Origin of the sequence: Halomonas sp. KM-1, assembly GCF_000246875.1 — a bacterium.
GTDB lineage: Bacteria > Pseudomonadota > Gammaproteobacteria > Pseudomonadales > Halomonadaceae > Halomonas > Halomonas aerodenitrificans.
This window is the reverse complement of the sequence record NZ_BAEU01000018.1, coordinates 42,231-54,125: the sequence shown is the minus strand read 5'-3', so window position 1 is coordinate 54,125 and position 11,895 is coordinate 42,231. Positions and strand designations below refer to the sequence as shown.

The following is an 11,895-nucleotide window of genomic DNA, read 5'->3' as shown; positions in this document are numbered from 1 at the left end:
AACGGAAGGGGCGAGATCAGACCTGCTATCTGACCCGAAGTCTGATTTCGCTACCCTGCCCCTGGGTGCTGGAACGGCTGACACTTCCCCGCTTACGCACCTCAACGCTCAGTGCGCCTTCCTGGCTCGTCTGGCGGATGTGCGCTTCCAAGGCCTCCCCTTGATAGCTATATTCACCGGGAACGCTCTCTTCCAGCTCGTGAGTGACGACCTGAACCCCATCATCGATCTTCAATGAAGCTTGAAAGCGGGTACCCGGCACGCCATCGAAGACGATCACGATCTCACTTTTGGGTGAATCAGCCCGACTTACCTGCTTCGACATGGCATTCGCTCCGGCAACGGCCAACATGAAGCTAACACCTATCAAGCTGGCCAAGAGGATCCATGAAAACCTGTTCATCATATTCTCAGCTAAAGCTCAGATTGAAACGCTTCTCGACCAATAAGGCCAATGTATCACCGACATGTTCCGCCGTGGTATCTATGCGCAACAAATTTCGCCTTTCGTCAGGGGAAAAATCCTCGAAGACTTCCATTTGGCCATTCAGTACGGCAAGGCTCTCATCAGGCTCTACACCATACTCCCCTGAACGCTTGATGATGCGCTCTCTCAAGGTACCCTCGTCCGCCTCGAAGCTGACGATGAGCACCGGCAGGCCGCGCGCCTCGCCCTGCTGTCGCAACAGCTGCCGCTGCGCTTGTGTCAGGCAGGTAGCATCGATGCAGGTGGGTATGCCGGCATTGAGCAGCAGGCCGGCAAGACTGGCCAGACGCTGATAGGTACGCTCGGTGGACTCGGGGCTGAAGATATCCACAGCCGTATCGGGCTCTACCGCCTGTGGATCGATTCCGAACAGCCGTCTGCGTTCGGCATCCGAGCACAGCCTGACGGCCCCCAGCCGCTCGACGATCTCGGCCATGAAGCGACTCTTGCCACTGCCTGAGACGCCAACCCCGATGATCAACGGCGGAAAGCGGAAGTTGGAGACCTGTTCGGCCAGGTCGAGATAGCGACGACACTCGGTCATGATCTCCGCCATGCGGAATGCCGGCTCACGCCCCGACTCAGAGCGCTGCAGCGCTCGCCGTGCCCCTGCCAGGCAACGACACACCGCAAAGACCGAGATCAGCCGCATCAGGGAGTAGTCGCCGGAGCGACGCAGATAGCGATCCAGGGCGTAGTGCGCCAGTCGTGTCTCGTCGCGGACATACAGGCCCACCAGCAGCGAGACCAGGTCGAACCCCGGATCGAGGCAACGACTGGCCATAGGATCCGCTGGCTCGAGATCGAGAGCGCTGGTCATGATGAGGCGCTGCCGATCGCACAGCGGCAGTACCTGCCGCCCCACGATCCAGCTCGGGCGCGGTTCGCCGCGCTCGTCGAACCAGGGCTCGAGCCTCACCATCTCCTGCTCCAACCAGGCCTCGAGCCGTTGCAGGTGCAAGCGATCCTCCTCACCGCTCAGGCGTGCATCGAGCACGCCGACTTCCTCCTTGACAAGGGCCCGGGTTGCCGCCAGGCAGCCCGACGCCCCCACATAAGGCAGGTCGTCGACGAAGGAGCGGTGCGACGCCACCAGCGAATCGATCAGCTCATCCAGCTCGAGGGCGGTGGCTGAGGTCGGGTAGGGCACTGAAGTGGCGTCCATGTTCACTCCTGTTTTCTATTGGCCTAGCGTACCTTGGCGAATGCCTTCTCGGCAGCGTCCAGCGTGAATTGAATGTCTTCCGGCGTATGCGCGCTCGACATGAATCCCGCCTCGTAGGCCGAGGGTGCCAGGTAAACGCCCTCTTCCAGCATCGCCGCAAAGAAGCGCCGGAAGGCCTCGGCATCGCAGGCCGTGGCCTGGGCGAAATTGTCGACCCGGGTCTGCCCGGTGAAGAACAGCCCGAACATGCCACCCACGCGCTGGGTGATCATGTCGACCCCGGCGGCATCGGCGCGCTCCTGCAGCCCGTGACACAGCGTTTCCACGCGCTGCGCCAGGGCATCGTGGAAGCCGGGCTCGCGCAGCTTGGTCAACAGGGCGATACCGGCGGCCATGGCCAGCGGGTTGCCCGACAGCGTACCCGCCTGATAGACGGGCCCCAGCGGTGAGATCTGCTCCATGATCGCACGCTTGCCGCCGAAGGCGCCCACCGGCATGCCACCGCCGACGATCTTGCCCAGACAGGTCAGATCGGGCTCGATGCCGAAGTGCGCCTGGGCCCCACCCAGGGCAACGCGAAAACCGGTCATCACTTCATCAAAGATCAGCACACTGCCGTACTCGGTGCAAACCCGGCGCAAGGTTTCGAGGAAACCCGGCTGCGGCGGGATGCAGTTCATGTTGCCCGCCACCGGCTCGACGATGATGCAGGCGATCTCGTTGCCGATCTCCTCGAAGCAGGTTTCCACCTCATCGAGGTCGTTGTAGGAAAGCGTGATGGTGTGCTCGGCCAGTGACGCCGGCACCCCCGGGGAGCTGGGCTCGCCATGGGTCAGGGCGCCGGAGCCGGCCTTGACCAGCAGCGAGTCGGAGTGGCCGTGGTAGTTGCCCTCGAACTTGACGATCTTGTCGCGCCCGGTATAGCCACGCGCCAGTCGAATCGCCGACATGGTGGCCTCGGTGCCCGAGTTGACCATGCGCACCAGCTCGATGGTGGGGATCATCTCGCAGATCAGCTCGGCCATGGTGGTCTCGATGGCCGTCGGCGTGCCGAACGAAAGACCGTGGTCGAGTCGGCTGCGCACGGCACCCAGCACGTCCGGATCGGCGTGGCCGGTGATCATCGGCCCCCAGGAACCGACATAGTCGACATAACGCTTGCCCTCGACGTCGAACAGGTAGGCACCCTGCGCCCGCTCCATGAACACCGGCGGCCGGTGCAGGCCCTTGAAGGCGCGCACGGGAGAGTTGACGCCACCGGGAATATGGCGGCGAGCCTGTTCGAAGAGCGTTTCGGAAGTGGTCATGTAAGCCTCTTTGCTGTCACGAGAATGGTGTAACCCCGTCACGGGTAGTGCCAGGCTCACGCTGCCCGGTCTGTGGATAACTTCTTGGATAACCTTGGAATGCGTGGTGAAGTTACGGTGATCTTCGCTCATTGAAGGGGCTTTGGCCACGCCCTGTACGGGATCGTACCAGCTGCCCTGGGCAGCCGTTCGCCGCGGCAGCGCCTGAGCATTACCCGGCTGCCAGGCCTTGGCCAGCGCCTGCCAGGTGAAGCGCTGAGCCTGTTCGCAGGCAACCTCCAAGGACTCACCGGCCGCGAGCCGTGCCGCCAACGCCGCGGCCAGAGTGCAGCCCGAGCCGTGAAACCTGCCTGCCAGCCGCGGCCAGCGCCAGGCACGGTTCTGTTCTGATGCATACAGCACCTGCTCGACGACATCCTGCGGCACGTCGCGATCGGGATCGTCGCTGCCGGTCACCAACACGGCACGACAGCCCAGCGCCATCAGTTGACGCGCACGCGCTTCGTCATCCTGTGGCTCCGTTCCGGCCAGGCGTTCGAGCTCGAGACGATTCGGCGTCAGGATATCCACAAGCGGTAGCAGACGAGAGCGGAAGACCTCGACCATGGCGGATGTGGATAACTCTTTGCCGCCACCCGCCTTGAGCACCGGATCGACCACCACGGGGATGCCCGGCCGTGCCTTGATGATGTCGACCACGGCATCGAGCGTCTCGCGGCTTGCCAGCAGGCCGACCTTGATCGCTGCCAGACGAAAGCCGGAGAGCCGCGCCGTCATCTCGCGAATCAGCTCGGCCGGCACCGGAACCACACGATGCACGTCGCGGCAATCCTGCATCGTCAGCGCCGTCGGCACTGTCAACGCCCAGCCGCCGCAGGCGGCGATCGCCTCGCCGTCGGCCATGATGCCCGCGCCGCCGGTAGGGTCGTGGCCGGCCAGTACCAGCACCACGGGTGGCTGTGTGTTCGTTTCGCCGGCCATGCTCAGAACGGCTTCAGCACGGCCAGGATCACGATGGCCAACAGCACGACCACCGGCAGCTCGTTGAACCAGCGAAAGAACACGTGGCTACGCTGACAGCGCCCCGCAGCGAACTGCTTGAGATAGATCAGGCAGACATGGTGGTAGGCCACCAACAACACCACCAACAGCAGCTTGACGTGCATCCAGCCCATGCCGAGCCAGTGCGGCATCAGATAAAGAAGCCACAGGCCGAACACGATCACCGCGATCATCGAAGGCGTCATGATGCCGCGATAGAGCTTGCGCTCCATCACGCTGAAGTAATCGATGGCCTGCTGCTCGCCCTTGTCGCGCGCCATGGCGTGATAGACATAGAGGCGCGGCAGGTAGAACAGCGCCGCGAACCAGGTCACCACGGCCACGATGTGCAGCGCCTTGATCCAGAGATACATGCAGTCTCCTCAGAGATGACGACGACGATCGCAGCCGCCTCGTTTCATTGAACGTACTTCAAGAACTCGTCCGGCTCACTTCAGCGAATAGTAACGCTCGATGGAGCCGCGGGTGATGATACCGGAAATTCGCTGCTGCTTCGGGCGCCGGCCCTGCTCGACGAACAGCGCATCGACCGCCTGATCGTTGAGCCTCTCGAACGCCTCCGACAGGGTTGCCTGGTGATGGATCGGTGCCATTTCCAGGCGCAGCCCCGGCACCTCGAGCAGATCGATCAGCGCCTCTTCGTCTTCGCCAACCAGTTCCGCTTCCTGCGCCTCGTCCATCAAGGCGCGGGCCAGGTCGGCGGCCTTGAGTGCCAGCGTCGGCTTGTCGTCGGTCGAACGCAGAATCAATATCCAGGCCGGTCTGGCATCGAGCAGCACCCGAGCCTGATCGCGGGTGACCATGCGCGGCGTGGCGACGAAGCTGCGCTCCATCACCGCCGGCACCGAGACTCGCGACAGCGCCTGCATCAACGGCTGTTGCAGCGGGTGCAGGCCATGGCGGGTCATGCTGATGAAGAAGCCGTCGCAGCGACACAGCTGGCGTGCCGTCAGCCCCGATACCACCACCGCCAGCATGCCCGGCAGAATGATATTGGGGTTATGGGTCAGTTCCAGCAGTGCCATTAGCGCCGCCAGAGGCGCCTGCAGCACCGCCCCCATCATCGCCGCCATGCCCAGCATGGCGTAGAACCCCGGCTCCATCTCCAGTTGCGGAAACAACCAGGCGCCCAGCAGCTCGGCCAGTGCACCGGCGGCGGCCCCGACCACCAGCACCGGGCCGATGATGCCGATGGGGATACCGCTGGCCACGGTGATGGCGGTGAGCAGCAGCTTGGCTACCACCAGTGCCAGCAGCACCTCGACCGCCAGATTGCCGGCTAACGCGGCTTCCATGCTGTCGTAACCGATGCCCTGGACTTCGGGAAACCACCACGCCACCGTCGCCGTGGCCAACGCCACCAGCGCCAGACGCAGCGGCACCGGCAGCCCGGCGATGCGTTCGCTGCGCGCCACGTGGATGAAGAGTCCGGCCAGCAGCCCGATGAACAGCGCCGTGACCACGATCCAGGGCAGATTCATCAACGAGCCCAGGCTGACGCTGGGTACCTGGAAGGCCGGCTCGGAACCGTATACCAGCATGGCCACAAGCGCCCCCATGGTGGAGGCCAGAATGACGGGCATGAAGCCGGCAATGGTGTACTCCATCATCACCACTTCCATGGCGAAGATGACACCGGCAATCGGGGTATTGAACGAGGCCGAGATGCCCGCCGCCGTGCCACAGGCCACCAGCACTCGCAGGCTGTTGTGCGGCAGGCGCAGCTGCTGGCCCAGGCCGCTGGCCGCGGCTGCGCCGAGATGTATCGCCGGCCCCTCGCGCCCGGCGGAGAGGCCGCCCAGCACCGTGGTCACCCCCACCCACCACTGGTTGATCCAGTTGCGCAGCGGAAAGCGCCCCTGATGATAGGTGAGCCGCTCGATCACGTGACCGACGCCCAGCTTGCGTGCCGCCGCCGGCTGACGCCACAGGAAAATGCCGATAATGGCCACGGCGATCAAAGGCAGGCTCGAGCGCACCATCGGCGGCAAACCCTCGAAGGCCTCGTGATCGCCACCGGGCATGAACAGCACGCCCCCCAGCTCGAGCAGTAAGCGGAAGGCGACCATCACCGCACCGGTAACGAGCCCCGAGACGACGCCCAGCACACACAGCTGCGGCAAGGCATCGACGCTGGCCAGCTGGCGGCGAAACCTCTCGAGACTGAAGCTAGGTAGCGAAAGACGCGGCACGGCAGTTTCCTGTCCAGGCATTCCTTGTGAGTGGGACGCGCCGGCTGGGTGGTCGCCCCCTCTCTTGTGTATCATATCCGGACAGAGCGGTCCCGTTGGCAGCCGCTCCCTGCCAGGCAACCATCGAAGGAGTCGCATCGTGATCAAGGTCGGAATCGTCGGCGGCACCGGTTACACCGGGGTCGAACTGCTCAGGCTGCTGGCGCAGCACCCGCAAGTCGAGGTCGAAGCGATCACCTCGCGCTCCGAAGCCGGTGTGCGCGTCTGCGACATGTACCCCAACCTGCGCGGTCACTACGACGAGCTGGCCTTCAGCGAGCCAGACCCGAAGCGTCTGGGAACCTGCGACGCAGTCTTCTTCGCCACTCCCCACGGCGTCGCCCATGCCCTGGCCGGCGAGCTGCTCGAGCGGGGCACCCGAGTGATCGACCTCTCCGCCGACTTCCGCCTGCGTGACGCCGAGGTATGGGCCGAGTGGTACGGTCAGCCTCACGGCGCCCCAGAGCTGCTCGAAGAAGCCGTGTACGGTCTGCCCGAGATGCACCGTGAGCGCATTCGCCAGGCGCGCCTGATCGCCGTGCCCGGCTGCTACCCCACCGCGGTGCAGTTGGGGCTGCTGCCGCTGCTGGAAGCCGGCCTGATCGACGCCGACCACTTGATCGCCGACTGCAAGTCCGGCGTCACCGGCGCCGGCCGTGGCGCCAAGGTGCCCTCACTGCTGGCCGAGGCCAGCGAATCGATGAAGGCCTACGGCGCTTCCGGCCACCGCCACTTGCCGGAAATCAGCCAGGGCCTCTCTGATGCCGCCAAGGGCTCGGTGGGGCTGACCTTCGTGCCCCACCTGACGCCGATGATCCGCGGTATTCACGCCACGCTGTACGGGCGCCTGACCGGCGAGCCCGGCGATCTGCAGGCGCTGTTCGAACGGCGCTTCGCCGCCGAGCCCTTCGTCGACGTGATGCCCGCCGGCAGCCACCCCGAGACGCGCAGCGTCAAAGGCGCCAATGTCTGCCGCCTGGGCGTGCATCGGCCGGGCAACGGCGACACCGTGGTGGTACTCTCGGTGATAGACAACCTGGTCAAGGGCGCTTCCGGCCAGGCGGTGCAGAACCTCAACCTGATGTTCGGCTTCGACGAGCATGCCGGACTCGCCGCCCCCGCCCTGATGCCCTGATGATTTCACCAGAGGTATTGGGAGCCGGGGGCAGGTCGTAGAGGAGGTTCTACGCCAGGGATGGCGTCGATAGCGCCCAGGGATGGGTTTACAGCGCCTCCTCGTAGACCTGCCGACGGCTCAGCCCTAGCGATGCCGTCACTGGTGAGTCCTTTTCCTGAATAGTTGACCCTTTTGCTAGGAATTTAAGATAATCGATTGTTATCCATTCATTCGGCTCACGGGAGGATGCCCATGAGCGGCGCAGAATCTTTCGTCCCTACTCCCATGATGCTCAGCGCAGCCGCCAGGAAGCGGCTCCAGACGCTGATTGCGGAGGAGGGCAAGCCCGAACTCAAGCTGCGCGTCTACGTGACGGGCGGCGGCTGCTCGGGTTTCCAGTATGGCTTCGACTTTGCCGATACCGTCGGCGAGGACGATACCGTCATCGAATTCGGAGAGGTGGCCCTGGTGGTCGACGAGCTCTCCTACCAGTACCTCGTAGGGTCCACCGTCGACTACGAAGAGGGACTCGCAGGCGCTCGCTTCCTGGTGCAGAACCCCAACGCGACGACTACCTGCGGCTGCGGCGCTTCCTTCATGGTCTGATCCTTCTCCCTCTCTTCGAGCCCGATCGTAAGCCCTGTCGTTCCCGACAGGGCTTTTTTTCGCCTGTGGATAACATTCTTCTCTTGAAGCTCCCGATCGCGCTGCAAACCGCATGAGGCCGGGATCTTGTCGTCATCAGCGCAACTGTTCACAGTCGCGGTGACAAGCCCGGTAGCCAACGGTGGAAAAGAGGTGTAGCGTTGCCGCTGTGGAAAAGACCCTCTTTTATACACAGCCTCGTCACCGCTCGCCCTCAGCTCGTCATCCTCTTCTCACCACAAAAGTCAACAATGCAACTTACTGATATATCTGTAGGACATTGTGTTATCCACAGAAATTGTCCACACCAGTAGTCACAACCACAACAGAACTTCTCTCTTTTAATCATTCTGTTTTGTTTAGTGAGTGGTAGCTCGCGGCTGGCAGGCAAACCCGGTGTGGAAAACCCTGACGGTTACCCACAGTCGGTTTATACTGGCAGGCTGTTTTTCATCCCTAGGCAATATCCGCGCACAAGCGCAACGAGGTGAACCTTGGAGTATCCCGACCGCTTTGACGTCATCGTCATCGGCGGCGGCCATGCGGGAACCGAAGCCGCTCTGGCCTCCGCCCGCATGGGCTGTCAGACCCTGCTGCTGACCCATAACATCGAGACCCTCGGTCAGATGTCCTGCAATCCCGCCATCGGCGGGATCGGCAAGAGCCATCTGGTCAAGGAGATCGATGCGCTGGGCGGTGCCATGGGTCTGGCCACCGATCTCGGCGGCATCCAGTTTCGCGTGCTCAACGCACGTAAGGGACCGGCGGTGCGTGCCACCCGCGCCCAGGCCGACCGAGTGCGCTACAAGGCTGCCATTCGCGGCATGCTGGAGAACTCCCCCAACCTGACGATCTTCCAGCAGGCGGCGGGGGATCTGATCGTCGATGGCGACACCGTGCGTGGCGTGACCACCGAGACCGGTATTCAATTCCATGCCGAAACGGTGGTGCTGTGCACCGGCACCTTCCTCGGTGGGGTGATCCATATCGGTCTCGATCAGAGCCGCGGCGGACGCGCCGGCGATCCTCCCTCCAACGCACTGGCCAGCCGTCTGCGCGAACTGCCGTTCCGGGTCGATCGGCTCAAGACCGGCACCCCGCCGCGGCTGGACGCCAGGAGCGTCGACTTCTCGATGCTCGAGGAGCAGCCCGGCGACACGCCGACCCCGGTGATGTCCTTCCTCGGCAGCCGCGAGATGCACCCGCGCCAGGTGAGCTGTCACATCGCGCACACCAACGAGCGCACCCACGAGATCATCTTCGCCAACCTCGATCGCTCGCCGATGTATTCCGGCGTGATCGAGGGCGTCGGGCCGCGCTACTGCCCATCGATCGAGGACAAGGTGCACCGCTTCGCCGACAAGGCGAGCCACCAGGTGTTCATCGAGCCCGAGGGCCTCGGCACTCACGAGCTCTACCCCAACGGGATTTCGACTTCGCTGCCGTTCGACGTACAGCTGCAGGTGGTGCGCTCGATCAAGGGACTGGAGAACGCGCACATCACCCGCCCCGGCTATGCCATCGAGTACGATTTTTTCGATCCGCGCGATCTCAGGCACTCGCTGGAAACCAAATTTATCCACAACCTGTTTTTCGCCGGTCAGATCAACGGCACTACCGGCTACGAGGAGGCCGGCGCCCAGGGGCTACTCGCCGGCCTCAATGCCGCGCGCCGTGCCAAGGGGCTCGAGGCCTGGTGGCCGCGGCGCGACGAGGCCTACCTCGGCGTGCTGGTCGACGACCTGATCACCCTGGGCACCAAGGAGCCCTACCGCATGTTCACCTCGCGTGCCGAGTACCGCCTGCTGCTGCGCGAGGACAACGCCGACCTGCGCCTCACCGAGGCTGGCCGCGAGCTGGGGCTGGTCGACGACGTTCGCTGGGCCACGTTCAGTGCCAAGCGCGAGGCGATCGAGCGCGAGAGTGCCCGGCTCAAGGCCAGCTGGGTGCAACCCGGCAGCCCGGCCGCCGAGGCCATCGAGGCCAGGACCGGCAAGCCGCTGGCCCGCGAGTACAGCCTGCTCGACCTGCTCAAGCGCCCTGAGCTCAGCTACGCCGATGTGGCCCACCTCGCCGGCGAGCCGGTGAACGACGAGGCGGTGGCCGAGCAGGTGCAGATCCAGGCCAAGTATCAGGGCTACATCGACCGTCAGCAGGACGAGATCGACAAGCTCAAGCGTCACGAAGCCACGCCGCTGCCGGCCGATCTCGACTACATCCAGGTAGAGGGGCTCTCCCACGAGATCCGTCAGAAGCTCGCCGAGGCGCGTCCGGAGACCCTGGCCCAGGCTTCGCGGATCTCCGGCGTGACCCCGGCGGCGGTCTCTATCCTGCTGATCCACCTGAAGAAACGCCGTCTTCTCGACGACACGCGAGTGGCCAACGGATGAGCGAAGCCATCACGCCTCAAGTGGCGGCTCGCCTCGACGAGGGCTTCACGGCACTGGGTCTCGAACTCGACGCGGAGAAGCGCGAGCGACTGCTGCGCCTGGTCGGGCTGTTGCACAAGTGGAATCGCGCCTATAACCTCACCGCGATACGCTCACCGGAAGAGATGGTGTCAAGGCACCTGCTCGACAGCGCGGCCGTGGTGCCTCACGTCGGCCCCGCGCCGCTGCTCGACGTTGGCGCCGGGCCCGGTCTGCCGGGGCTGGTGCTGGCGATCCTCGAGCCGAGCCTGGCGGTCACGCTGCTCGACAGCAACGGCAAGAAGGTGCGCTTTCAGCGCCAGGCGGTGATGGAGTTGGGGTTGACCAACGTCACCCCGGTGCAGGTCCGGGTCGAGGCTTTCGAGCCACCGCCGGGAGGCTTCGTGCAGATCGTCTCGCGTGCCTTCGCCAGTCTGGCGGATTTCGTCGCGCTGACCGAGCCGCTGCTGGCCCGCGACGGGCGCTGGCTGGCCATGAAGGGGCCGGCCGTCGATGACGAGCTGGCGGCGCTGGATGCCGGTGTGGTCGTGAGCGAGCGCCACGTGCTTGCGGTACCGTTCACCGTGGGGGAGCGTCAGCTGTTGATCGTCGAGCGAACCGATTTCAACCCAGGCCGCCGTTGAAGCGAGCCGTCGACGCAAGGAAGTCGCCCGTGAGTCAAATCATCGCCTTGACCAACCAGAAGGGCGGCGTGGGCAAGACCACCACCGCCGTCAACCTGGCCGCCAGCCTGGCCGCGCTGGATCGCCGCGTGCTGCTGGTGGATCTCGACCCCCAGGGCCATGCCACCATGGGCAGCGGCATCGACAAGCACTCGCTCGAGGGCAGCGTGCTCGACCTGCTGCTGGGCGAGAAGAGCGCTCCCGAGGTGATGCTCGACTGCCCCACTGCCGGCTACTCGCTGCTGCCCGGCAACGGCGATCTCACCGCCGCGGAAGTGGAACTGCTCGACCGCGCCGAAGGCCGCGAGCGCAGCCTGACCGAAGCTCTGGCCAGCGTCGCTGGCGAGTACGACGTGGTGCTGATCGACTGCCCGCCTTCGCTCAACATGCTCACCGTCAACGCCCTGACCGCCGCCAACGGCGTGCTGATCCCGCTGCAGTGCGAGTTCTATGCCCTGGAGGGGCTCTCGGCGCTGCTCGACACCGTGGAGCAGATCAAGGACAGCGTGAACCCCGACCTGGCGATCTATGGCATCCTGCGTACCATGTTCGACGGTCGCAACAGTCTGACCCGGGACGTCTCCAAGCAGCTGCGCGACTATTTCGGCGAGGCGCTGCTCAAGACCACGATCCCGCGCAACGTGCGGGTGGCCGAGGCGCCGAGCCACGGCCTGCCGGTGACCAAGTACGCGCGCTTCTCGCGCGGCAGCCAGGCCCACCGGGTGCTGGCCAAGGAACTGATTCGTCGCCTGTCGCTGTAGTGCGCCGGGTGGAGCCTACTGTCGTGACC

General features: G+C 64.5%; 10 protein-coding genes and 1 pseudogene. 5 read left to right on the top strand and 6 right to left on the bottom strand.

All coding sequences use genetic code 11. From position 1 onward, the window contains the following. Window positions 1-25: 25 nt before the first annotated feature. From B8115_RS01530 to B8115_RS01510, 6 genes and pseudogenes are all read right to left on the bottom strand, one after another. Window positions 26-325: a hypothetical protein gene (locus B8115_RS01530; RefSeq protein ID WP_141638476.1), complete on the bottom strand. Its 300-nt coding sequence runs from the start codon at window positions 323-325 to the stop codon at window positions 26-28. A gap of 85 nt (window positions 326-410) precedes the next feature. Further along, the gene (locus tag B8115_RS01525) at window positions 411-1,652 is read right to left on the bottom strand and encodes a bifunctional aminoglycoside phosphotransferase/ATP-binding protein (protein ID WP_010625970.1); all 1,242 of its coding nucleotides are present in this window, start codon (window positions 1,650-1,652) and stop codon (window positions 411-413) included. Between the two features lie 23 nt (window positions 1,653-1,675). Beyond that, the gene (hemL, locus tag B8115_RS23785; protein WP_010625969.1) at window positions 1,676-2,959 is read right to left on the bottom strand and encodes a glutamate-1-semialdehyde 2,1-aminomutase; all 1,284 of its coding nucleotides are present in this window, start codon (window positions 2,957-2,959) and stop codon (window positions 1,676-1,678) included. A 189-nt stretch (window positions 2,960-3,148) separates the two neighbouring features. After that, window positions 3,149-3,940, bottom strand: a pseudogene (locus B8115_RS23780) (hydroxymethylpyrimidine/phosphomethylpyrimidine kinase); the annotation flags it as partial. A gap of 2 nt (window positions 3,941-3,942) precedes the next feature. Next, window positions 3,943-4,374, bottom strand: coding sequence for a protoporphyrinogen oxidase HemJ (gene hemJ / locus B8115_RS01515; protein ID WP_010625968.1), 432 nt, complete (start codon window positions 4,372-4,374; stop codon window positions 3,943-3,945). A gap of 75 nt (window positions 4,375-4,449) precedes the next feature. Then, complete coding sequence (locus B8115_RS01510; RefSeq protein WP_010625967.1) at window positions 4,450-6,213, bottom strand: chloride channel protein; 1,764 nt, start codon at window positions 6,211-6,213, stop codon at window positions 4,450-4,452. A 139-nt stretch (window positions 6,214-6,352) separates the two neighbouring features. Between B8115_RS01510 and argC the strand changes: the two genes are divergently transcribed. The 5 genes from argC (at window position 6,353) to B8115_RS01485 (ending at window position 11,866) form a co-directional block, all read left to right on the top strand. After that, window positions 6,353-7,387, top strand: a complete 1,035-nt coding sequence (gene argC / locus B8115_RS01505) for an N-acetyl-gamma-glutamyl-phosphate reductase (protein WP_010625966.1) — start codon at window positions 6,353-6,355, stop codon at window positions 7,385-7,387. Between the two features lie 234 nt (window positions 7,388-7,621). Beyond that, complete coding sequence (gene erpA / locus B8115_RS01500) at window positions 7,622-7,975, top strand: iron-sulfur cluster insertion protein ErpA (RefSeq protein ID WP_010625965.1); 354 nt, start codon at window positions 7,622-7,624, stop codon at window positions 7,973-7,975. A gap of 533 nt (window positions 7,976-8,508) precedes the next feature. Further along, window positions 8,509-10,404 (top strand): tRNA uridine-5-carboxymethylaminomethyl(34) synthesis enzyme MnmG, encoded by a 1,896-nt coding sequence (gene mnmG, locus B8115_RS01495; protein ID WP_010625964.1) that lies wholly within the window; start codon window positions 8,509-8,511, stop codon window positions 10,402-10,404. Beyond that, complete coding sequence (rsmG, locus tag B8115_RS01490; RefSeq protein ID WP_010625963.1) at window positions 10,401-11,066, top strand: 16S rRNA (guanine(527)-N(7))-methyltransferase RsmG; 666 nt, start codon at window positions 10,401-10,403, stop codon at window positions 11,064-11,066. The genes mnmG and rsmG overlap by 4 nt, the downstream gene beginning before the upstream one ends. Window positions 11,067-11,095: 29 nt before the next feature. Continuing rightward, a complete protein-coding gene (locus tag B8115_RS01485; RefSeq protein WP_010625962.1) occupies window positions 11,096-11,866 on the top strand; it encodes a ParA family protein in 771 nt (256 codons plus the stop codon). Window positions 11,867-11,895 lie beyond the last annotated feature (29 nt).

Bases quoted from the DNA above. Each gene is read 5' to 3' on its own strand.
- B8115_RS01530 (WP_141638476.1), bottom strand. From the start codon at position 325: ATGTCGAAGCAGGTAAGTCGGGCTGATTCACCCAAAAGTGAGATCGTG.
- B8115_RS01525 (WP_010625970.1), bottom strand. From the start codon at position 1,652: ATGGACGCCACTTCAGTGCCCTACCCGACCTCAGCCACCGCCCTCGAG.
- hemL (WP_010625969.1), bottom strand. From the start codon at position 2,959: ATGACCACTTCCGAAACGCTCTTCGAACAGGCTCGCCGCCATATTCCC.
- hemJ (WP_010625968.1), bottom strand. From the start codon at position 4,374: ATGTATCTCTGGATCAAGGCGCTGCACATCGTGGCCGTGGTGACCTGG.
- erpA (WP_010625965.1), top strand. From the start codon at position 7,622: ATGAGCGGCGCAGAATCTTTCGTCCCTACTCCCATGATGCTCAGCGCA.
- rsmG (WP_010625963.1), top strand. From the start codon at position 10,401: ATGAGCGAAGCCATCACGCCTCAAGTGGCGGCTCGCCTCGACGAGGGC.